The sequence below is a fragment of the Pseudomonas sp. GW821-FHT01D09 genome (assembly GCF_059422465.1).
In genome coordinates this window covers 268,799-288,384 of sequence record NZ_JBWKWY010000005.1, presented here as the reverse complement: position 1 = coordinate 288,384, position 19,586 = coordinate 268,799, and the positions used below count along the sequence as shown (strand labels likewise).

Below are 19,586 nucleotides of genomic sequence, written 5' to 3'. Positions count from 1 at the left end.
CGATAGCATCACCTCGGTGTATCAGTGATACCGAAGTGATGCTATCGCAGGCAAGCCAGCTCCCACAGTTGATCGCATTTCAGTCGTCTAGCTGATCAAGCCAGCTTTTCAAACTTCAAATCCCACACCCCATGCCCCAACCGCTCGCCACGGCGCTCGAACTTGGTGATCGGGCGCTCGGCCGGGCGTGGCACGCACTGGCCGTCTGCCGCCAGGTTGCGGTAGCCAGGGGCGACGTTCATCACTTCCAGCATGTACTGCGCATACGGTTCCCAGTCGGTGGCCATATGCAGGATGCCGCCCACCTTGAGCTTGCTGCGCACCAGTTCCGCGAAGGACGCCTGGACGATACGGCGCTTGTGGTGACGACTCTTGTGCCATGGGTCCGGGAAAAACAGCATCAGGCGGTCGAGGCTGTTATCGGCGATGCAGCGGTTAAGCACTTCGATCGCATCGCAGTCATAGACCCGCAGGTTTTTCAGGCCCTGGGTCAGCACGCCATTGAGCAGTGCGCCGACGCCCGGACGGTGCACTTCCACACCGATAAAGTCTTGCTCGGGCGACGCGGCGGCCATTTCCAGCAGGGAATGACCCATGCCAAAGCCGATTTCCAGGGAGCGCGGGGCCGAACGGCCAAACACCTGGTCGAAGTCCACCGGCGCCTCGGCCAGGGGCAGGACGAACAGCGGCGCGCCCTGGTCCAGGCCTTTTTGCTGGCCTTCGGTCATGCGCCCGGCGCGCATCACAAAGCTCTTGATGCGGCGGTGCTTGGACTCGTCGCCTTCTTCCACGGGGTTCGGCGTTTCGTTTGATTCAGTCATCAATGGCTCTTACTTGATCAGACCATCCAGCGGCGAGGAGGCGCTGGCATAGAGTTTTTTCGGCATACGCCCGGCGAGGTACGCCAGGCGGCCGGCGACAATCGCGTGTTTCATGGCTTCGGCCATCATGATCGGCTGTTGCGCGTTGGCGATGGCCGAGTTCATCAGCACCGCTTCGCAGCCCAGTTCCATGGCGATGGTGGCATCGGACGCGGTGCCGACGCCGGCATCCACCAGCACCGGGATCTTGGCTTCTTCGAGGATGATCTGCAGGTTGTACGGGTTGCAGATCCCCAGGCCCGTGCCGATCAGGCCGGCCAGCGGCATGACCGCGATGCAGCCGATCTCGGCCAGTTGGCGGGCGATGATCGGGTCATCGCTGGTGTAGACCATCACGTCGAAACCTTCCTTGACCAGGGTCTCGGCGGCCTTGAGGGTTTCGATCACGTTGGGGAACAGGGTTTTCTGGTCCGCCAGCACTTCCAGCTTCACCAGGTTGTGGCCGTCGAGCAGTTCACGGGCCAGGCGGCAGGTGCGCACGGCTTCGATGGCATCGTAGCAACCGGCGGTGTTGGGCAGGATGGTGTAGCGGTCCGGCGGCAGGATATCCAGCAGGTTCGGTTCGCCCGGGTTCTGGCCGATATTGGTGCGGCGCACGGCCACCGTCACGATTTCGGCGCCCGAGGCTTCGATAGCCAGGCGGGTTTCTTCCATGTCGCGGTACTTGCCGGTGCCTACCAGCAAACGCGACTGGTAGGTACGACCGGCCAGGACGAAGGGCTTGTCGCTACGAACGATGCTCATGGGAAATCCTCGAGTAGGGGTGAGGTTCTGCAGAATCCGGGTAGTTGCCCCAGGGCTAGCCGCCGCCGATGGCGTGGACCACTTCAACCTGATCGCCTTCGGTGAGGGCGGTTTCGGTGTGCTGGCTACGCGGGACGATATCCTGGTTGAGCTCCACTGCGACGCGACGTCCGGTCAGTTCCAGACGGGTCAGCAGGGCCGCGACGGTTTCACCGTCGGGCAGTTCATAGGATTCGCCGTTCAATTGAATGCGCATGCCACGGGCCGCCATCGTTTTTAGGGGCCAGCATTCTAGCCTGATCGTGACCTGAAGGTCAGCTACAAGCGTCAGGCGGTCAGTTGCAGGCGCCAGGCGGCGAGCCCCAGGCACAGCCAGCCAATCAGGAACGCCAGGCCGCCAAACGGCGTGATGATCCCCAGTTTGCCGATGCCAATGGTGGTCAGCAGGTACAGGCTGCCGGAGAACAACAAGATGCCGATGCTGAACGACACACCGGCCCAGAGCACCAGGCGCCCGGGCACATGCGCGGCCAGCAAGGCCACGCCAAACAACGCCAGGGCGTGCACCAGTTGGTAGGTCACGCCGGTGTGGAATATCGCCAGGTATTCAGCCGTCAGGCTTTTTTTCAGGCCATGGGCGGCGAACGCGCCGAGGGCAACACCGGTAAAGCCGAAAAAGGCCGCCAACATCAGAAAGCCACGCAGCATGGGGAACTCCAGTCAGACTCAAAGGGCCGGGTCTGTATAATGGCCCGCTCAACGGGTTCGGCCAAGCCATCTCTATGCTGCGTGTCCTCTTCAGTCGTTTTCTCAAAGTCGTGAAATGGTTTGTCATCGGCAGTGTTTTGCTGGTGCTGCTGTTCCGTGTCGTGCCACCACCGTTCACTGCGCTGATGATCGAGCGCAAGATCGAATCCTGGGTCGACGGCGAGCCCATCGACCTGCAACGTACCTGGGTGCCGTGGGATGAGATCGCCGATGACCTGAAAGTGGCGGTGATGGCCGGTGAGGACCAGCGTTTCCCGCAGCATTGGGGCTTTGACTTTGGTGCGATCCAGGCCGCCCTGCTGCATAACGAGCGCGGCGGTTCGATTCGCGGCGCCAGTACACTGAGCCAGCAGGTATCGAAAAACCTGTTCTTATGGGCCGGCCGCAGTTATCTGCGCAAGGGCCTGGAGGCCTGGTTTACCGGGCTGATCGAAATCCTCTGGCCCAAGCAGCGGATCCTTGAGGTGTACCTCAACAGCGTGGAGTGGGATGAAGGGGTGTTTGGCGCAGAGGCGGCGGCGCGGCATCATTTTGGGGTGAGTGCCAAGGGGCTTTCGCGCCAGCAGGCCAGCTACCTGGCCGCTGTCCTGCCCAATCCACGGGTGTGGAGTGCCAGCCATCCAACGGCGTATGTGGCACGGCGGGCGGCGTGGATTCGCCAGCAGATGGGGCAGTTGGGGGGCGCAGGCTATTTGAACGCACTGGACAACACGCGCCAGGCGCCATGGGCCAACTGACCCCCCACAGAACCTGTGGGGGCTGGCTTGAGGTTTTCAGGCACGAACAAAAATGCCCCGGTCTCTCGATCGGGGCATTTTTTTGCTCGTTCGCTGCGTATTAGGCGGCGATCGACAGTTTTAGCTTATTCATCGCGCTCTTCTCAAGCTGACGAATGCGCTCGGCCGACACGTTGTACTTTTGCGCCAGGTCGTGCAGCGTGGCTTTTTCTTCTGCCAGCCAGCGCTGGTAGAGGATGTCACGGCTGCGGTCGTCCAGCACTTCCAGTGCTTCGTGCAGGTTGTGGTTGGAGTTGTCGCTCCAATCGGCATCTTCCAGTTGACGCGCCGGGTCGTACCGGTGGTCTTCCAGGTAGTTGGCCGGCGATTGGAAGGCACTGTCGTCGTCCGCTTCGGCGGCCGGGTCGAAGGCCATGTCATGGCCGGTCAGGCGACTTTCCATCTCGCGCACTTCCCGGGGCTCCACGCCGAGGCTTTCGGCCACGCGGTGGACTTCCTCGTTGTTCAGCCACGCCAGGCGTTTCTTCTGGCTGCGCAGGTTGAAGAACAGCTTGCGCTGGGCCTTGGTGGTCGCCACTTTCACGATGCGCCAGTTGCGCAGGATGAACTCGTGGATTTCCGCCTTGATCCAGTGCACGGCGAACGACACCAGGCGCACACCCATTTCCGGGTTGAAGCGTTTCACCGCCTTCATCAGGCCGACGTTGCCTTCCTGGATCAGGTCAGCCTGGGCCAGGCCGTAGCCGCTATAGCTACGGGCGATATGTACGACAAAACGCAGGTGGGCGAGCACCATCTGCCGAGCCGCCCCCAAATCCTGCTCATAGTAGAGACTCTCGGCCAGTTCACGCTCCTGCTCGGGCGTCAGCAAAGGAATGCTGTTGACCGTGTGCACATAGGCTTCCAGGTTCGCGCCTGGGACCAGAGCATAAGCAGGTTGCAAAGAAGTGGTCATACGAAAAAACCTCCGACTCACATAACTCGTGCAGTTCAGCACTGCGAAAATTGACCGGGAACCGTAGGACAAGTTCCCTAAACCACTGATACGGTCAATACAAACGAAACCACATTAATCTGACATTAACTACTTCGGCGCCAGCTCACGTAGATGCCGTGCGACCGCAATCCAAGCACCGATATACCCCAACAACACCGCGCCAAGCAACAGTGATAGACCATCGGCAGCGGGTACGCCAGCCAGGGCAAAGTCACTGCCATACAAACCGGCCAGGCCGATTACCGCGTCGTTCAGCCAATCCAGGCCAAACGCCAATACGCCCCAGGACAGAATCCCCGCACCGAAGCCATAAAGCGCGCCCATATATAGAAAAGGACGACGCACATAGCTGTCTGTGCCGCCGACCAGTTTAATCACTTCTATCTCGGTGCGGCGGTTTTCAATATGAAGACGAATGGTATTGCCTATCACCAAAAGTAATGCAGAAACCAGCAACACCGTGAGGCCGAAGACAAACCGGTCGCCCAGCTTGAGAATCGCCGCCAGACGCTCGACCCACACCAGATCAAGCTGCGCCTGCTGTACCTTGGGCAGTTCAGCCAATTTTTGCCTTAATGCTTCAAGGGCCGTCTTGTCGATTTCATTGGGCGTGACCAGCACCACACCCGGCAGCGGGTTCTGCGGCAGCTCCTTGAGCGCCTCACCCAGGCCGGACTGTTGCTGGAACTCTTCCAGCGCCTGGTCGCGGCTGATGTACTCGGCCTCCGCCACGCCCGGCAGGTTCTTGATCTGCTCGCGCAGGGCCTCGCCTTCGGTAGCGCTGGCATCCAGTTGCAGGTACAGGGAAATCTGCGCCGCGCGCTGCCAGGAACCGCCCAGGCGCTCGACATTATTGAGCAGCAACGACAACCCCATCGGCAGGCTCAACGCCACGGCCATCACCAGGCAGGTGAAGAAGCTGCCAATCGGCTGCTTGCCCAGGCGGCGCAGGCTGTCCACCAGGCTGGCGCGATGGCTTTCGACCCAGGCATGCAGCAAGGTGCTGAAATCGGGGCCGTCATCATCGTCGCGTTTCTTTTTCTGCGGTTGCGGGTCGGCGGCTTTCGGCGCCACGCGCTCGGAAACTTTAGGGCTACGTGTGGCACTCATACGCCGGCCTCCCCATCACCAATCAGGCGGCCGCGCTGCAAGGTCAGCATGCGGTGGCGCATGCGCGCGATCAATGCCAGGTCGTGACTGGCAATCAACACGCTGGTGCCCAGGCGGTTGATGTCTTCAAACACGCCCATGATTTCTGCGGCCAGGCGCGGGTCGAGGTTACCGGTGGGCTCGTCCGCCAGCAGCAAGGCCGGGCGATGGACGATGGCGCGAGCAATGCCGACGCGCTGTTGCTGGCCGGTGGACAGGTCGCCGGGGTACAGGTCGGTCTTGTCCGACAGCGCCACACGCTCCAGGGCCGAATCCACACGCTTGATGATCTCGGCCTTGGACAGCCCGAGAATCTGCAATGGCAGGGCGATGTTATTGAACACCGTGCGATCGAACAGCAACTGGTGGTTCTGGAACACCACGCCGATCTGCCGGCGCAGGAACGGGATCTGCGCATTGCTGATAGTGGCCAGGTCCTGGCCCGCCAGCAGCAATTTGCCGGTAGTGGGGCGCTCCATGGCCAGCAGCAGGCGCAGCAAGGTACTTTTGCCGGCGCCGGAATGACCGGTGACAAACAAAAACTCACCACGGCGCACCCGGAAACTCAGCTCATGCAAGCCGACATGCCCGTTGGCGTAGCGCTTGCCCACCTGTTCAAAACGAATCATGAACGCTCCCGCTCGGCAAACAGTGCCTGGACAAAGGGTTCGGCCTCAAACGTGCGCAGGTCATCAATACCTTCGCCGACACCGATATAACGAATCGGCAGCCCGAATTGTTTGGCCAGGGCAAAAATCACCCCACCCTTGGCCGTGCCATCGAGCTTAGTCAACGCCAGGCCAGTCAGCTGTACCGTCTGGTGGAATTGCTTGGCCTGGCTGATTGCGTTCTGCCCGGTCCCGGCGTCCAGCACCAACAACACCTCGTGCGGCGCGTCGGCGTCGAGCTTGCCCATCACCCGACGCACTTTCTTCAACTCTTCCATCAGGTTGTCTTTGGTGTGCAGGCGACCGGCGGTATCGGCAATCAGTACATCGATGTTACGGGCCTTGGCCGCCTGCACGGCATCGAAGATCACCGAGGCGGAATCGGCGCCGGTGTGCTGGGCGATCACCGGGATCTTGTTGCGCTCGCCCCACACCTGCAATTGCTCCACGGCAGCGGCGCGGAAGGTGTCACCGGCGGCAAGCATGACTTTCTTGCCTTCCAGTTGCAGCTTCTTCGCCAGCTTGCCGATGGTGGTGGTCTTGCCGGCACCGTTGACGCCGACCACCAGGATTACGAAGGGTTTTTTCTCGACAATCACCAGCGGCGCTTCCACGGGCTTGAGCATGGCGGCCAGTTCGGCCTGCAATGACTTGTAGAGCGCGTCGGCGTCGGTGAGCTGCTTGCGCGCGACCTTCTGGGTCAGGCTCTGGATAATCACGGCAGTGGCTTCGACGCCCACGTCAGCGGTCAGCAGGCGGGTCTCGATGTCTTCGAGCAACTCGTCATCGATGATCTTCTTGCCCAGGAACAGGCTGGCCATGCCTTCGCCAATGCTCGCGCTGGTCTTGCTCAGACCTTGCTTGAGGCGGGCGAAGAAGCCGGTCTTGCTGGTTTCGGCAGGTGCGGCAACGACGGCAACAGGCTCGACCACCAGTGGCGCCGGCTCAACCACGACAGGCAGGGGCTCGACGGCGACCTGCACCGGCTCCACCACCACGGGGATCGGCGGTGTCACATGTTCGGCCTGCACATCCTCGACCAGCGCGACAGGCTCTTCAGCCACCGGCAATGGCGGCCACGGCTTGTGCTCTGGCTCTGGCGCAGCCTCCACCACCGGCTGCAGGACCGGCTCGGCGCTAGGCAGCACCACAGGCGCCGGCGTCTCAACAACAGGCTCGGCCACTGGTTCAATCGCCGGTTCCGCTTGCAGAACAGGCTCAGGTTGGACTTGCGGCTGTTCGACGACGGTTTCCTGCGGCTTTTTGCGCAGCCATCCGAACAGGCCTTTTTTCTCGCCAGCCGCAGCTGGGCTCTTCTTGTCGTCGTTGGAACCAAACATGGAGGACGGCTATCTCAAGGTAGCGACGCGCCAAGGAGGCGCCTCGGTAAATAATATTCAATGCGCAACAGACTGTTTTTTAGCCAGCTTGTTCATGCGCAGCATTGTACGAGGCGTGAATACAGCCTCAACAAATCGATTCAATATAGGACTGAAGCGATAAAATCGGCGAAAAGCGGATGAAAATCGGGAAAACCCACGAATAATTCCATCTTCACGACGACTGGATCCGAAACGATATGACCGCCGCAGTGGCCGCCGCTAATACGGATCAGTATCCTAGCACCTCCTCGCCCGCCGACGCTAAGACCAAGCGGGCAGCCCAACAGGTTTAAAAACGAATGAATGCTCTAGCCCGCCGCGCCGCAGGCCTGCTGCTCAGCACAGTTTGTCTGCCCCTTTCAGCCTTGGCTGCCGACCCACAACCCACCCATGAATTCACCCTGGACAACGGCCTCAAGGTCGTCGTGCGCGAAGACCATCGCGCCCCGGTGGTGGTCTCGCAGGTCTGGTACAAGGTCGGCTCCAGCTATGAAACCCCTGGCCAGACCGGTTTGTCCCACGCCCTGGAACACATGATGTTCAAGGGCAGCTCCAAAACCGGCCCCGGCGAGGCCTCGTTGATCCTGCGCGACCTGGGCGCCGAAGAAAACGCCTTCACCAGTGACGACTACACCGCCTACTACCAAGTGCTGGCCCGCGACCGCCTGGGCGTTGCCCTGGAGCTGGAAGCCGACCGCATGGCCACCCTGCGCCTGCCGGCCGACGAGTTCAGCCGCGAGATCGAAGTGATCAAGGAAGAGCGCCGCCTGCGCACCGATGACAACCCGATGTCCAAGGCCTTCGAGCGCTTCAAGGCCATGGCCTACCCGGCCAGCGGCTACCACACGCCGACCATCGGCTGGATGGCCGACCTGGACCGCATGAAGGTCGAGGAACTGCGCCACTGGTACCAATCCTGGTACGTGCCGAACAACGCCACCCTGGTGGTGGTCGGCGACGTGACCCCGGACGAGGTGAAAACCCTGGCCCAGCGCTACTTCGGCCCGATCCCCAAGCGTGACGTACCACCGGCGAAAAAGCCCCTGGAACTGGCCGAACCGGGCGAACGCCTGCTGACTATGCATGTGCAGACGCAGCTACCGAGCGTCATCCTCGGCTTCAACGTACCGGGCCTGGCCACCGCCGAAGACAAGCGCTCGGTCAACGCCCTGCGCCTGATCTCGGCGCTGCTCGATGGTGGCTACAGCGCACGCATCCCGAGCCAGTTGGAGCGCGGTGAAGAACTGGTGTCCGGCGCCTCGACCAACTACGACGCCTACACCCGTGGCGACAGCCTGTTCACCTTGAGCGCCACGCCCAACCAGCAGAAGAAGAAAACCGTGGCCCAGGCCGAAGCCGGGCTCTGGCGCCTGCTGGACGAGCTCAAGGCCAAGCCACCGACCGCCGAGGAACTGGAGCGTATTCGCGCCCAGGTCATTGCCGGCGTGGTCTACGAGCGCGACTCCATCACCAGCCAGGCCACGGCCATTGGCTCCCTGGAAACGGTCGGCCTGTCGTGGAAGCTCATGGACACTGAGCTGGCCGAGCTGCAAAGCGTGACGCCCGAGGATATCCAGAAGGCCGCGCGCACCTATTTCACCCGCGAACGCCTGAGTGTCGCCCATGTCCTGCCCGAGGAGACCACTCATGAGTGATCGCAAAAACAACCGCCTGGTGCTGCCCGGCCTGATCGTCGTGACCCTGGTGGCCGCGGTCGCGGTGTATATCGGTCGCCCGGACGACTCCATTGCCAGCCCGGCGCTGGAGCAGGCCAAGTCCAGCAAGACCCTGCAATCCCTGGCGGAGCTGGACGGCAAGAACCCGACCAACCGCACGCTCAACGTGCAGACCTGGAGTACCGCCGAAGGCGCCAAGGTGCTGTTCGTCGAAGCCCACGAACTGCCGATGTTCGACATGCGCATCCTGTTCGCCGCCGGCAGCAGCCAGGACGGCAACACGCCGGGCCTGGCGCTGCTGACCAACGCCATGCTCAACGAAGGCGTACCGGGCAAGGATGTGGGGCAGATTGCCGCCGGTTTTGAAGGCCTTGGCGCGGATTTCAGCAATGGTGCCTACCGCGATATGGCGCTGGTCTCGCTGCGCAGCCTCAGTGCCGCCGACAAGCGCGACGCCGCCCTCACGCTGTTCGACCAGGTGATCGGCCAGCCGACCTTCCCCGCCGACTCCCTGGCACGCATCAAAAACCAGTTGCTGGCCGGCTTCGAGTACCAGAAGCAGAACCCGGGCAAGCTGGCAAGCATCGAGCTGTTCAAGCGCCTGTATGGCGACCATCCCTATGCGCACCCCAGCGAAGGCACGCCTGAAAGCGTTCCGGCCATTACCCTGGCACAGCTGAAGGCCTTCCACGCCAAGGCCTACGCCGCCGGCAACGCGGTGATCGCGATGGTTGGCGACCTGTCCCGCACCGAGGCCGAGGCCATGGCGGCCAAGGTGTCCGCATCCCTGCCCAAGGGCCCGGCACTGGCGAAGATCGCCGAGCCGAGCGAGCCCAAGGCCGGCCTGGGCCATATCGAATTTCCATCCAAGCAGACCCACCTGTTGTTCGCACAACTGGGCATCGACCGCGCCGACCCGGACTACGCCGCCCTGTCCCTGGGCAACCAGATCCTTGGCGGCGGTGGCTTTGGCACCCGCTTGATGAGCGAAGTACGCGAGAAGCGCGGCCTGACCTACGGCGTCTACTCGGGCTTCTCGCCGATGCAGGCCCGTGGCCCGTTCATGATCAACCTGCAGACCCGCGCCGAAATGAGCGGCGGCACCTTGCGCCTGGTGGAGCAAGTGTTGGCCGACTACCTCAAGACCGGCCCGACGCAAAAAGAACTGGATGACGCCAAGCGCGAGTTGGCCGGCAGCTTCCCGCTGTCCACCGCGAGCAACGCCGATATCGTCGGGCAACTGGGCGTCATGGGGTTCTACAACCTGCCGCTCAATTACCTGGAAGATTTCATGAAGCAATCCCAGGCCCTGACCACCGAACAGGTCAAGGCTGCACTGAACAAGCACTTGAGTAGCGATAAAATGGTGATCGTGACCGCAGGTCCCACCACCGCGCAAAAGCCACTACCGCCCCCCACTGATAAACCTGCCGAGCAGCCGCTCGGGGTTCCGGAGCATTAATGGCTAGTCCATCCCGCCCTAAAAAACCTGTCCATAACGTTCACAACGGTGTGGGCCAATTGCGCATCATTGGCGGCCAATGGCGCAGCCGCAAGCTGAGCTTCCCCGACGTGGTGGGCCTGCGTCCGACCCCGGACCGAGTCCGCGAGACCCTGTTCAACTGGCTCGCGCCGTACATCGAAGGGGCCAAGGTGCTGGACCCGTTCGCCGGCAGCGGCGCGCTGTTCCTCGAATCCCTGTCCCGTGGCGCCGCCCTGGGCCAGGCCCTGGACGCGAGCAACGTGGCGGTGTCCAGCCTGCGCGAACACCTGGGCACCCTGCGTTGCACCACCGGTCACGTCCAAACCGCCGATGCCTTGCGCTACCTGGAAACCCAGCCGGCCAGCGCATTCGACGTGGTGTTCCTCGACCCGCCGTTCAACCAGAACCTGTTGCCGACCGTCTGCACCCTGCTGGAAGAACGCCAATGGCTGGCCGATGACGCCTGGGTCTACACCGAAAGCGAAACCGCGCCGTCGACCCTGGGCCTGCCGGGCAACTGGCGCCTGCACCGCGAGCAAAAATCCGGGCGGGTGTATTACGCATTGTGGCAACGTACGGCTCTGGCCCACTAAAAACACTGTAGGCACGAGCTTGTCGGGCAAGCCTGCTAATGCCGTTCAGTTAAGCGCAGATCCCCTGTGGGAGCGGGCTTGCCCGCGATAGCGGTATGTCAGTTAACAACTGTGTTGGCTGATCCACCGCCATCGCAGGCAAGCCCGCTCCCACATTTGATCTGCGCTGCTTTGAGCATTGCGTTCGCTTAACTGATCGGCATTAGGGCAAACCCGCTCCTGCAGGACAGGTATTCATGACACCGCTAGCCAATCGCTTCACTCCCGCCTTCGGCCTCGGCAACCCCCATCTGCAAACGCTGTGGGGCCCGCTCTGGCGCCCCACCACCCACCTCGAACGCCAGCGCGAGCGCCTGTGGCTGGAGGATGGCGACTTTCTTGACCTTGACTGGCACGGCCCCCACGACCCGCATGCGCCCTTGGTGCTGGTGCTGCACGGGCTGACCGGCTCGTCCAATTCGCCCTACGTCGCCGGCCTGCAAAAAGCCCTGGCCAGCCAGGGCTGGGCCAGCGTCGCGCTGAATTGGCGGGGTTGTTCCGGCGAACCCAACCTGTTGGCCCGCAGTTACCACTCCGGCGCCAGTGAAGACCTGGCCGCCGCCATCGCGCACCTGCGGGCCAAGCGCCCCTTGGCGCCGCTGTATGCCGTGGGTTACTCCCTGGGCGGCAATGTGCTGCTCAAGCACCTGGGCGAAACCGGCGACAGCTCTGGCCTGCAAGGCGCGGCAGCGGTATCGGTGCCGTTTCGCCTGGACCAGTGCGCCGACCGCATCGGCCTGGGCTTTTCCCGGGTCTATCAGAAGCACTTCATGCGCGAGATGCTCGGCTATATCCGGGTCAAGCAGCGCCAGTTCCTGCAGGATGGGCGTGAAGACGCACTGAAAACCCTGGCGGAGCTGGGCTCACTGGAGAAAATGCGCACGTTCTGGGATTTTGATGGGCGCGTCACCGCACCGCTGCATGGCTACCTGAGCGCCGAGGACTATTATCGGCGGGCGTCGAGTCGTTACTTCCTCGGGGCGATCCGTACGCCGACGCTGATCATCCAGGCGGCGGATGATCCTTTTGTGTTTGCCCACAGCCTGCCCCAGGCCAGCGAACTGTCGGACTGCATCGAGTTTGAACTGCAGGCCAGGGGCGGGCATGTGGGGTTTGTCGAGGGTTCGCTGAAACAGCCGGGTTACTACCTGGAGCGGCGGATCCCGCAATGGCTGCTGTCTCAACTCGATCCATAAAGTGGGAGCTCAGTCGCCGGTTGCGATTTGTCGCTGCGGATCAGTGATCCACTCACTCCACGACCCCGCATACAACTTGCCCAACGGATACCCCGCCAGGCTCAGGGCAAACAGGTTGTGGCACGCCGTCACACCCGAGCCGCAATACGCCACCAATTCCTGGGGCGAGCGGCCTTGCAGTTTTTCAGCAAACCGTTGCTTGAGCTGCGACACCGGCAAGAAGCGCCCGTCACTGCCCAGGTTCTCGCTGAACGCCGCACATTGCGCGCCGGGAATATGCCCGGCAATCGGGTCGATGGGTTCCACTTCACCGCGAAAACGCGGCAAGGCACGGGCATCGATCAGGGTCAGGCCCGGTTGGCCCAGGCGTTTTTGCAGGTGTTCAGCGTCCAGCAGCAGATGGTCGTCCGGGCTGCCAGCAAAGGTGCCCGGCTCGGTGCCAGGTGCATCCAGGCTCAGGGGGAAACCCGCGGCGTGCCAGGCCTTCAGGCCACCATCGAGGATCGACACCCCGTCGCGCTTGCCCAGCCAGGCCAGCAGCCACCAGGCACGGGCGGCAAATGCGCCAGGGCCGTCGTCATACAGCACGATCTCGCTGTCGGCATGGATGCCCCAGGCCTGCAACTGCCGGACCAGCACCTGGGCCGCCGGCAGCGGATGGCGGCCGGTCACGCCCTTGATCACCGGCCCGCTGAGGTGGCGCTCCAGGTCCGCATACTGCGCCCCTTCGATATGCCCCTCGGCATAGCTGCAACGCCCGTAATCCGGGTCTTCCAGGGCAAAGCGGCAGTCGAGGATGACTAAGCCGGCGCGCTGCTGGCGCTCGGCCAGTTGTTGCGGGCTGATCAGTTGTGCAAGCGGCATAACGGACTCCTGGAAATACGTTCGGGAAAGGGCCTACTTCACTTCTTCCAGTGCCTGACTTAACGGCACATAAAATTCCTTGAACAGCGCGTCCACGGCTTCTTTAGCCTGCGGCGTAATAAACCCTGCCTCCAGCACCAGCACCTGGTACACCCCGCGTTTGATCGCCTCGGCGCTCAGGTGCGCGGAGTTTTCATTGGTGGTGCACAAAAAGCGCACCCAGGAGGTGAGGATAATCCAGGCGTTGAGGGTCAGGGCTTCGGTCTGCACCGGGTCCATGTTCAGGATCCCGGCCTCGACAAACCCCCGGTAAATCGCGCCGCCCTGGATCAGGCAGCGCTGGGAAAAACGCCGGTAGCCGGTGGCCAGCTCCGGGTCGCTCTCCAGCAGATGCTCAAGGTCACGGTGCAGAAAGCGGTAGCGCCACATGCCGGCCAGTACCGCCTGCAAGTAAAAACGCTTGTCTTCGACCACCATGGCGCGCCCCTGGGGTGGGCGCAGGAAGCTGTCCACCAGGGCTTCGTACTCGCGAAACAGCACCGCGATAATCGCCTGCTTGTTCGGGAAGTGGTAGTACAGGTTGCCCGGGGATATTTCCATGTGGGCGGCAATATGGTTGGTGCTGATGCTGCGCTCGCCCTGCTGGTTAAACAGCTCCAGGCTGGTTTGCACAATACGTTCGCTGGTCTTTACTCGTGGTGCCATGGGGTATCGGCTTCTTGAATCCTGATGCAAACATCTTACGGTCTATCCTTGCCAGGATAAAACTGCATGTTGATGCGATGTCATTTGACAAATTAGAGCAATAACTCTAAAAACGCAGGTAGACCAATAATATCCTGGAGCTGCGTCATGTCTGCCAACGTTGCTTACCTGCAAGACTCCCAGGCGCTGGGCCAACTCCAGAGCCTGTTCGACGCCCAGCGTCGCGCCTACGCGGCCAACCCGATGCCGCCAGCGGCGCAGCGCCAGCAGTGGCTCAAGGCGCTGCGCGACCTGCTCAGCGATGAGCGCCAGGCGCTGATCGAGGCCATCAGCAACGATTTCAGCCATCGCAGCGCCGATGAAACCCTGTTCGCCGAGCTGATGCCCAGCCTGCACGGCATCCATTACGCCAGCAAACACCTCAAGGGTTGGATGAAACCCTCGCGTCGTGCAGTAGGTATAGCCTTCCAGCCGGCGTCTGCCAAAGTGATCTATCAACCCCTGGGCGTTATCGGGGTGATCGTGCCCTGGAACTACCCGTTATACCTGGCCATCGGCCCGCTGGTCGGTGCGTTGGCGGCGGGCAACCGGGTGATGCTCAAGCTCAGCGAGTCCACCCCGGCCACTGGCCAGTTACTCAAGACCCTACTGGCGCAAATTTTCCCCGAAGACCTAGTGTGCGTGGTGCTCGGCGAAGCGGAAGTGGGCATGGCGTTTTCCAAACTGCCTTTCGATCACCTGCTGTTCACCGGAGCCACCAGCATTGGCAAGCATGTGATGCGCGCCGCCGCCGAGCATCTGACCCCGGTCACCCTGGAGCTGGGCGGTAAATCCCCGGCGATTGTCTCGGCCGATGTGCCCCTCAAGGACGCTGCCGAACGGATCGCCTTCGGCAAGGCGCTGAATGCCGGGCAAACCTGTGTGGCGCCAGACTACGTGCTGGTTCCCGAAGACCGTGTGGAGGGCTTCGTCGAGGCCTACACCCAGGCGGTGCGCGGGTTTTATCCGACCCTGGCCGACAACCCGGACTACACCGCCATCATCAACGAGCGGCAACTCGCCCGGCTCAATGCCTACGTCAAGGACGCCACCGACAAGGGCGCGACCCTGGTGCCGCTCTATGACCAGGGCCAGGCCCGGCGCATGGCCCATAGCCTGCTGCTGAATGTCAGCGATGACATGACCGTGATGCAGGACGAGATTTTCGGCCCGGTGCTGCCCATCGTGCCCTATCGCGGCATCGACCAGGCCTTTGCCTACATCAACCAGCGCCCTCGCCCACTGGCGTTGTATTACTTCGGCTACAACAAGGCCGAACAGAATCGCGTGCTCCACGAAACCCATTCCGGTGGCGTGTGCCTGAACGACACCCTGTTGCATGTGGCCCAGGACGATATGCCCTTTGGCGGCATCGGCCCGTCGGGCATGGGCCATTACCACGGCCATGAAGGCTTCCTCACGTTCAGCAAGGCCAAGGGCGTGCTGATCAAGCAACGCCTGAATGCAGCCAAGCTGATTTACCCGCCATATGGCAAAGCCATCCAGAAACTGATCCAGAAGCTGTTCGTGCGCTAACACCGTGACCACCGGGACCACAATAAAAATGAACCCTAGCCTGACTGAATCACCCGCGCTGTCGCGGCGCGGCGTCTTGAAAATCGGCCTGTGCGCCAGCGCCTTCCTGGCCACCGCAGGCCTTGGCGCCAGCCTCAGCGGCTGCTCCAGCAGCACGCCGGCCAGCGGCTTTGCCATGCTGCGCAACAGCGACCTGCCGTTTTTGCGCGCAGTGATCCCGGTGTTACTGGAAGGCGCGGCCAGCGCCGAGGTGGTGGCAGCGGGTATTGAAGACACCCTGAAAAAACTCGATTACAGCCTGCTGCACCTGTCGCCGGAGATGTTCAAGCTGACCCAGCAGTTGTTCGACGTGCTGGGCATGGCCGTCACCCGTGGCCCGCTGACCGGCATCTGGGGCAGTTGGGAAAATGCCAGCGGCGAGCAAATCCGCAACTTCCTGCATCGCTGGGAAAACAGCTTCCTCAACCTGCTGCGCATGGGCCAGGGCTCGCTGCTCAAGCTGGTGATCATGGCCTGGTATTTCCGGCCCGAGTCCTGGGCCCATTGCGGGTACCCCGGGCCACCGAAAATCTGACCGTGATAGCTCCTACACGTCATGACCGCTGATAAAAACAAGAGAACAAGCTGATGCCCGTACCTGATGTGTTCCGCGATGGCATGGCCCGCGGCTGGAAGACCCATAATGGTGCTGCCCTCGACCAGGACCTGACGCTGGAAGCCGATGTCGCGATCATCGGCAGCGGCGCAGGCGGCGGCACTACCGCAGAGATTCTCAGCGCCGCCGGCTACAAGGTGCTGCTGATCGAAGAAGGCCCGCTCAAGACCAGCAGCGATTTCACGCTGCTGGAAGACGAGGCCTACGCCAGCCTGTACCAGGAAGGCATCGGCCGCATGAGCAAGGACGGCGCCATCACCATCCTGCAGGGCCGCGCCGTGGGCGGCACCACGCTGATCAACTGGACGTCGAGCTTTCGCACACCCGACCCGACTCTGGCCCACTGGGCCAGCGAATACGCGGTCAAGGGCCACAGCAGTGCCGAGATGGCGCCATGGTTTGCAAAGATGGAGCAACGCCTGGGCATCGCGCCCTGGGCCCTGCCGCCCAACGCCAACAACGATGTGATCCGCAAAGGCTGCGAAAAACTCGGCTACAGCTGGCACGTGATCCCGCGCAACGTGCGCGGCTGTTTCAACCTGGGCTATTGCGGCATGGGCTGCCCGGTCAACGCCAAGCAATCGATGCTGGTGACCACCATTCCCTCGACCCTGGAGCAAGGCGGCGAGTTGCTGTACCTGGCCCGCGCCGAGCGCCTGAAATTCAGCGGCGACACCATCACCAGCCTCGAATGCGTGGCCATGGATGCGCGCAGCGTAGCGCCCACCGGCCGCAAGGTCACGGTCAAGGCCAGGCATTACGTGCTGGCCGGCGGCGGGATCAACAGCCCGGCGCTGCTGATGCGCTCGGACGCACCCGACCCCCATTCGCGCCTGGGCAAGCGCACGTTCCTGCATCTGGTGAATTTTTCTGCGGGGTTGTTCGACGAGGTGATCAACCCGTTCTATGGCGCACCGCAGTCGATTTACTCCGACCACTTCCAATGGCAGGACGGCACCACCGGTAAAATGTCCTACAAACTCGAAGCCCCACCCCTGCACCCGGCCCTGGCCAGCACGCTGTTCGGTGGCTATGGCACGCAGAACGCCCTGGACATGGGCCAGTTGCCCAACACCCACGCCATGCTGGCGCTGCTGCGCGACGGCTTCCACCCCGACAGCCAGGGCGGCAGCGTCGGCCTGCGCGGCGATGGCACGCCGGTGCTCGACTATGAAGTCTCGCCCTACGCCTGGGACGGCCTGCGCCGGGCGTTCCACAGCATGGCCGAGATCCAGTTTGCCGCCGGCGCCAAGTCGGTCAAGCCGCTGCACCACGATGCGCGCTACGTCAGCACGCTGGCCGAGGCCCGCAGCCTGATCGACGGCCTGAACCTGGAACTGCATCGCACCTGCCTGGGCAGCGCCCATGTGATGGGCGGTTGCGCGATGGGCGAAGAGCCGAAAAATGCCGTGGCCGACAGCCTGGGGCGGCATCACCAGTTGCGCAATCTGTCGATCCACGATGGCTCGCTGTTCCCCACCAGTATTGGCGCCAACCCCCAGCTTTCGGTGTATGGCCTGACGGCGCAACTGGCGACAGCACTGGCCGAACGTCTGAAAACAGCATGAAAAAACCAGGTATTCGCGGTGTCTATAGTGCTTTCTTCTGCATAAGTTGACTTGGCCGACCGGGATGGCTGCGATACCATCCGGTTCCCCAACGGACTCCGCCAGGACGACGCGATGAACCGAGTGTTGTACCCAGGTACCTTCGACCCGATTACCAAAGGCCATGGCGATCTGGTCGAACGCGCCTCGCGCTTGTTCGACCATGTGATCATCGCGGTCGCGGCCAGCCCCAAGAAAAACCCGCTGTTTCCCCTGGAACAGCGTGTGGAGCTGGCCCGCGAGGTCACCAAGCACCTGCCCAACGTTGAAGTGGTGGGCTTTTCGACGCTGCTGGCGCATTTTGCCAAGGAGCAGAACGCCAATGTCTTCCTGCGCGGGCTGCGGGCGGTGTCGGACTTCGAGTATGAATTCCAGCTGGCCAATATGAACCGCCAACTGGCGCCGGACGTGGAGAGCCTGTTTCTTACACCGTCGGAACGTTATTCGTTCATTTCTTCGACCCTGGTGCGGGAAATCGCGGCATTGGGCGGGGATATCACCAAGTTTGTGCACCCTGCGGTCGCCGATGCGCTGACGCTGCGCTTCAAGAAGTAAGACCGCTCGACCGGCGCCCGCTCGCACTGCGGGCGCCAATGCGGCACAATTGCGCGCATTAGTTTTTCAGATGCCTTGGCAGAGTGCCCTGGCAGGAGTTTCCATGTCCCTGATCATCACCGACGATTGCATCAACTGCGACGTCTGCGAACCCGAGTGCCCGAACGCTGCCATTTCCCAGGGTGAAGAGATCTACGTGATCGACCCCAACCTGTGCACCCAGTGTGTCGGCCACTACGACGAACCCCAGTGCCAGCAAGTGTGCCCGGTCGATTGCATCCCGCTGGATGAGGCACACCCCGAGACTGAAGAGCAGTTGATGGAGAAGTACCGGTTGATTACCGGCAAGGCCTGAGACCTTGTGGTGGCTGGGCGGGCCTCATCGCGGGCAAGCCCGCTCCCACATTTTGACTTGTGAACACCTTCAAATGTGGGAGCTGGCTTGCCTGCGATGAGGCCATTCGCAGCACCCGCGAACCTCAGCTCTGGCACTTGGGGCAAAACACACTCGCCCGCTGCCCCAGCATCACATTGCGCAGCTCAGTCCCGCAGACCTTGCACGCCTCGACGCCCCGGCCGTAGACGAACAGTTCCTGCTGGAAATACCCCGGCTGGCCATCGCCACCGATAAAGTCGCGCAAGGTCGTCCCGCCGCGCTCGATGGCGGCCGCGAGGATGCGTTTGATCTCGATCGCCAGTTTCAGGTAACGCCCACGGGAAATGCCCTTGGCCTCCCGGCGCGGGTCGATCCCGGCGGCAAACAGCGCCTCGGTCGCATAGATATTGCCCACCCCCACCACCACCGCGTTGTCCATGATGAACGGCTTGACCGCCATGGAGCGCCCACGGGACAGCTGGAACAGACGCTCGCCGTCAAACAGGTCGGTCAACGGCTCCGGCCCCAGGCGCAGCAGCAGTTCGTGGTTGTGCGGGTCCTGGCTCCAGAGCATCGCGCCAAAGCGCCGGGGGTCGGTGTAGCGCAGGGCCAGGCCCGATTCCAGCTCGATATCCACATGTTCATGCTTGGCCGCCGGCAAACCGACTTCCACCAGGCGCAAATTGCCCGACATGCCCAAGTGGCTGATCAAGGTGCCGACTTCGGCATTGATCAGCAGGTACTTGGCCCGCCGCTCCACCAGCACGATGCGCTGCCCGGACAGGCGCACATCCAGGTCTTCGGGGATCGGCCAGCGCAGGCGCCGTTCACGTACGACGACCCGGCTGACCCGCTGGCCTTCCAGGTGCGGCGCAATCCCGCGCCGGGTGGTTTCGACTTCTGGCAGCTCAGGCATATTCGTCTCGCAATAGAAAG

General features: G+C 62.3%; 21 protein-coding genes. 10 read left to right on the top strand and 11 right to left on the bottom strand.

What is annotated here, in order from left to right; translation table 11 throughout:
- Nucleotides 1-95 precede the first annotated feature (95 nt).
- The 4 genes from trmB to AC07W7_RS08490 all read right to left on the bottom strand — a co-directional run bounded on the left by trmB (nucleotide 96) and on the right by AC07W7_RS08490 (nucleotide 2,333).
- Nucleotides 96-821, bottom strand: a complete 726-nt coding sequence (gene trmB, locus AC07W7_RS08505) for a tRNA (guanosine(46)-N7)-methyltransferase TrmB (RefSeq protein ID WP_169865682.1) — start codon at nucleotides 819-821, stop codon at nucleotides 96-98.
- A gap of 9 nt (nucleotides 822-830) precedes the next feature.
- Nucleotides 831-1,625, bottom strand: coding sequence for a thiazole synthase (locus AC07W7_RS08500; protein WP_017845016.1), 795 nt, complete (start codon nucleotides 1,623-1,625; stop codon nucleotides 831-833).
- A 55-nt stretch (nucleotides 1,626-1,680) separates the two neighbouring features.
- Nucleotides 1,681-1,881 (bottom strand): sulfur carrier protein ThiS, encoded by a 201-nt coding sequence (gene thiS, locus AC07W7_RS08495; protein WP_162947777.1) that lies wholly within the window; start codon nucleotides 1,879-1,881, stop codon nucleotides 1,681-1,683.
- 71 nt (nucleotides 1,882-1,952) lie between these two features.
- Nucleotides 1,953-2,333, bottom strand: coding sequence for a DUF423 domain-containing protein (locus tag AC07W7_RS08490; protein ID WP_076963151.1), 381 nt, complete (start codon nucleotides 2,331-2,333; stop codon nucleotides 1,953-1,955).
- A 74-nt stretch (nucleotides 2,334-2,407) separates the two neighbouring features.
- On the opposite strand from AC07W7_RS08490, the gene mtgA reads away from it, so the two are divergent.
- Nucleotides 2,408-3,130 (top strand): monofunctional biosynthetic peptidoglycan transglycosylase, encoded by a 723-nt coding sequence (gene mtgA / locus AC07W7_RS08485; protein WP_495039090.1) that lies wholly within the window; start codon nucleotides 2,408-2,410, stop codon nucleotides 3,128-3,130.
- A 100-nt stretch (nucleotides 3,131-3,230) separates the two neighbouring features.
- On the opposite strand, the gene rpoH is transcribed toward mtgA, so the two are convergent.
- From rpoH to ftsY, 4 genes are all read right to left on the bottom strand, one after another.
- Complete coding sequence (rpoH, locus tag AC07W7_RS08480) at nucleotides 3,231-4,085, bottom strand: RNA polymerase sigma factor RpoH (protein ID WP_003176698.1); 855 nt, start codon at nucleotides 4,083-4,085, stop codon at nucleotides 3,231-3,233.
- Between the two features lie 129 nt (nucleotides 4,086-4,214).
- Entirely contained in the window at nucleotides 4,215-5,237 is a 1,023-nt protein-coding gene (gene ftsX, locus AC07W7_RS08475) for a permease-like cell division protein FtsX (RefSeq protein ID WP_076963149.1), read from the bottom strand.
- Nucleotides 5,234-5,905, bottom strand: a complete 672-nt coding sequence (gene ftsE / locus AC07W7_RS08470; protein WP_017476533.1) for a cell division ATP-binding protein FtsE — start codon at nucleotides 5,903-5,905, stop codon at nucleotides 5,234-5,236. The genes ftsX and ftsE overlap by 4 nt, the downstream gene beginning before the upstream one ends.
- Nucleotides 5,902-7,284 (bottom strand): signal recognition particle-docking protein FtsY, encoded by a 1,383-nt coding sequence (gene ftsY / locus AC07W7_RS08465; protein WP_495039089.1) that lies wholly within the window; start codon nucleotides 7,282-7,284, stop codon nucleotides 5,902-5,904. Before ftsY ends, ftsE begins: the two co-directional genes overlap by 4 nt.
- Before the next feature lie 341 nt (nucleotides 7,285-7,625).
- Between ftsY and AC07W7_RS08460 the strand changes: the two genes are divergently transcribed.
- The 4 genes from AC07W7_RS08460 to AC07W7_RS08445 all read left to right on the top strand — a co-directional run bounded on the left by AC07W7_RS08460 (nucleotide 7,626) and on the right by AC07W7_RS08445 (nucleotide 12,313).
- Complete coding sequence (locus AC07W7_RS08460; RefSeq protein WP_076963147.1) at nucleotides 7,626-8,981, top strand: M16 family metallopeptidase; 1,356 nt, start codon at nucleotides 7,626-7,628, stop codon at nucleotides 8,979-8,981.
- Nucleotides 8,974-10,464 (top strand): M16 family metallopeptidase, encoded by a 1,491-nt coding sequence (locus AC07W7_RS08455; protein ID WP_495039088.1) that lies wholly within the window; start codon nucleotides 8,974-8,976, stop codon nucleotides 10,462-10,464. The genes AC07W7_RS08460 and AC07W7_RS08455 overlap by 8 nt, the downstream gene beginning before the upstream one ends.
- Nucleotides 10,464-11,078 (top strand): 16S rRNA (guanine(966)-N(2))-methyltransferase RsmD, encoded by a 615-nt coding sequence (gene rsmD, locus AC07W7_RS08450; RefSeq protein ID WP_076963145.1) that lies wholly within the window; start codon nucleotides 10,464-10,466, stop codon nucleotides 11,076-11,078. The genes AC07W7_RS08455 and rsmD overlap by 1 nt, the downstream gene beginning before the upstream one ends.
- A gap of 236 nt (nucleotides 11,079-11,314) precedes the next feature.
- Nucleotides 11,315-12,313 carry a hydrolase gene (locus AC07W7_RS08445; protein WP_495039087.1) on the top strand — a complete coding sequence of 333 codons (999 nt, stop codon included), beginning with the start codon at nucleotides 11,315-11,317 and terminating at the stop codon, nucleotides 12,311-12,313.
- A gap of 9 nt (nucleotides 12,314-12,322) precedes the next feature.
- Here the strand turns inward: AC07W7_RS08445 and AC07W7_RS08440 are convergent, their stop codons facing one another.
- Both AC07W7_RS08440 and AC07W7_RS08435 read right to left on the bottom strand, forming a co-directional pair.
- A complete protein-coding gene (locus AC07W7_RS08440; RefSeq protein WP_495039086.1) occupies nucleotides 12,323-13,177 on the bottom strand; it encodes a sulfurtransferase in 855 nt (284 codons plus the stop codon).
- 33 nt (nucleotides 13,178-13,210) lie between these two features.
- Nucleotides 13,211-13,882, bottom strand: a complete 672-nt coding sequence (locus AC07W7_RS08435; RefSeq protein ID WP_029300622.1) for a TetR/AcrR family transcriptional regulator — start codon at nucleotides 13,880-13,882, stop codon at nucleotides 13,211-13,213.
- Between the two features lie 147 nt (nucleotides 13,883-14,029).
- On the opposite strand from AC07W7_RS08435, the gene AC07W7_RS08430 reads away from it, so the two are divergent.
- The 5 genes from AC07W7_RS08430 (at nucleotide 14,030) to AC07W7_RS08410 (ending at nucleotide 18,629) form a co-directional block, all read left to right on the top strand.
- A complete protein-coding gene (locus AC07W7_RS08430; RefSeq protein ID WP_076963142.1) occupies nucleotides 14,030-15,457 on the top strand; it encodes a coniferyl aldehyde dehydrogenase in 1,428 nt (475 codons plus the stop codon).
- Between the two features lie 28 nt (nucleotides 15,458-15,485).
- Nucleotides 15,486-16,031: a twin-arginine translocation pathway signal protein gene (locus tag AC07W7_RS08425; RefSeq protein WP_099168611.1), complete on the top strand. Its 546-nt coding sequence runs from the start codon at nucleotides 15,486-15,488 to the stop codon at nucleotides 16,029-16,031.
- A gap of 53 nt (nucleotides 16,032-16,084) precedes the next feature.
- Entirely contained in the window at nucleotides 16,085-17,680 is a 1,596-nt protein-coding gene (locus tag AC07W7_RS08420; RefSeq protein ID WP_236309081.1) for a GMC family oxidoreductase, read from the top strand.
- 114 nt (nucleotides 17,681-17,794) lie between these two features.
- Nucleotides 17,795-18,274, top strand: coding sequence for a pantetheine-phosphate adenylyltransferase (gene coaD / locus AC07W7_RS08415; RefSeq protein WP_003176711.1), 480 nt, complete (start codon nucleotides 17,795-17,797; stop codon nucleotides 18,272-18,274).
- 103 nt (nucleotides 18,275-18,377) lie between these two features.
- On the top strand, nucleotides 18,378-18,629 hold the full coding sequence (locus AC07W7_RS08410) for a YfhL family 4Fe-4S dicluster ferredoxin (RefSeq protein ID WP_003213796.1): 252 nt from the start codon (nucleotides 18,378-18,380) through the stop codon (nucleotides 18,627-18,629).
- 124 nt (nucleotides 18,630-18,753) lie between these two features.
- Here AC07W7_RS08410 and mutM read toward each other — a convergent pair whose 3' ends face one another.
- On the bottom strand, nucleotides 18,754-19,566 hold the full coding sequence (gene mutM, locus AC07W7_RS08405; protein ID WP_076963139.1) for a bifunctional DNA-formamidopyrimidine glycosylase/DNA-(apurinic or apyrimidinic site) lyase: 813 nt from the start codon (nucleotides 19,564-19,566) through the stop codon (nucleotides 18,754-18,756).
- Nucleotides 19,567-19,586 lie beyond the last annotated feature (20 nt).

What these genes read in the sequence shown, in the direction of transcription:
- mtgA (WP_495039090.1), top strand. Translation starts at nt 2,408, where the DNA reads ATGCTGCGTGTCCTCTTCAGTCGTTTTCTCAAAGTCGTGAAATGGTTT.
- AC07W7_RS08410 (WP_003213796.1), top strand. Translation starts at nt 18,378, where the DNA reads ATGTCCCTGATCATCACCGACGATTGCATCAACTGCGACGTCTGCGAA.
- AC07W7_RS08425 (WP_099168611.1), top strand. Translation starts at nt 15,486, where the DNA reads ATGAACCCTAGCCTGACTGAATCACCCGCGCTGTCGCGGCGCGGCGTC.
- AC07W7_RS08500 (WP_017845016.1), bottom strand. Translation starts at nt 1,625, where the DNA reads ATGAGCATCGTTCGTAGCGACAAGCCCTTCGTCCTGGCCGGTCGTACC.
- thiS (WP_162947777.1), bottom strand. Translation starts at nt 1,881, where the DNA reads ATGCGCATTCAATTGAACGGCGAATCCTATGAACTGCCCGACGGTGAA.
- AC07W7_RS08460 (WP_076963147.1), top strand. Translation starts at nt 7,626, where the DNA reads ATGAATGCTCTAGCCCGCCGCGCCGCAGGCCTGCTGCTCAGCACAGTT.
- trmB (WP_169865682.1), bottom strand. Translation starts at nt 821, where the DNA reads ATGACTGAATCAAACGAAACGCCGAACCCCGTGGAAGAAGGCGACGAG.
- mutM (WP_076963139.1), bottom strand. Translation starts at nt 19,566, where the DNA reads ATGCCTGAGCTGCCAGAAGTCGAAACCACCCGGCGCGGGATTGCGCCG.
- AC07W7_RS08435 (WP_029300622.1), bottom strand. Translation starts at nt 13,882, where the DNA reads ATGGCACCACGAGTAAAGACCAGCGAACGTATTGTGCAAACCAGCCTG.
- rpoH (WP_003176698.1), bottom strand. Translation starts at nt 4,085, where the DNA reads ATGACCACTTCTTTGCAACCTGCTTATGCTCTGGTCCCAGGCGCGAAC.
- ftsE (WP_017476533.1), bottom strand. Translation starts at nt 5,905, where the DNA reads ATGATTCGTTTTGAACAGGTGGGCAAGCGCTACGCCAACGGGCATGTC.
- AC07W7_RS08420 (WP_236309081.1), top strand. Translation starts at nt 16,085, where the DNA reads ATGCCCGTACCTGATGTGTTCCGCGATGGCATGGCCCGCGGCTGGAAG.
- AC07W7_RS08490 (WP_076963151.1), bottom strand. Translation starts at nt 2,333, where the DNA reads ATGCTGCGTGGCTTTCTGATGTTGGCGGCCTTTTTCGGCTTTACCGGT.
- coaD (WP_003176711.1), top strand. Translation starts at nt 17,795, where the DNA reads ATGAACCGAGTGTTGTACCCAGGTACCTTCGACCCGATTACCAAAGGC.
- ftsY (WP_495039089.1), bottom strand. Translation starts at nt 7,284, where the DNA reads ATGTTTGGTTCCAACGACGACAAGAAGAGCCCAGCTGCGGCTGGCGAG.
- rsmD (WP_076963145.1), top strand. Translation starts at nt 10,464, where the DNA reads ATGGCTAGTCCATCCCGCCCTAAAAAACCTGTCCATAACGTTCACAAC.
- AC07W7_RS08430 (WP_076963142.1), top strand. Translation starts at nt 14,030, where the DNA reads ATGTCTGCCAACGTTGCTTACCTGCAAGACTCCCAGGCGCTGGGCCAA.
- AC07W7_RS08440 (WP_495039086.1), bottom strand. Translation starts at nt 13,177, where the DNA reads ATGCCGCTTGCACAACTGATCAGCCCGCAACAACTGGCCGAGCGCCAG.
- ftsX (WP_076963149.1), bottom strand. Translation starts at nt 5,237, where the DNA reads ATGAGTGCCACACGTAGCCCTAAAGTTTCCGAGCGCGTGGCGCCGAAA.
- AC07W7_RS08445 (WP_495039087.1), top strand. Translation starts at nt 11,315, where the DNA reads ATGACACCGCTAGCCAATCGCTTCACTCCCGCCTTCGGCCTCGGCAAC.
- AC07W7_RS08455 (WP_495039088.1), top strand. Translation starts at nt 8,974, where the DNA reads ATGAGTGATCGCAAAAACAACCGCCTGGTGCTGCCCGGCCTGATCGTC.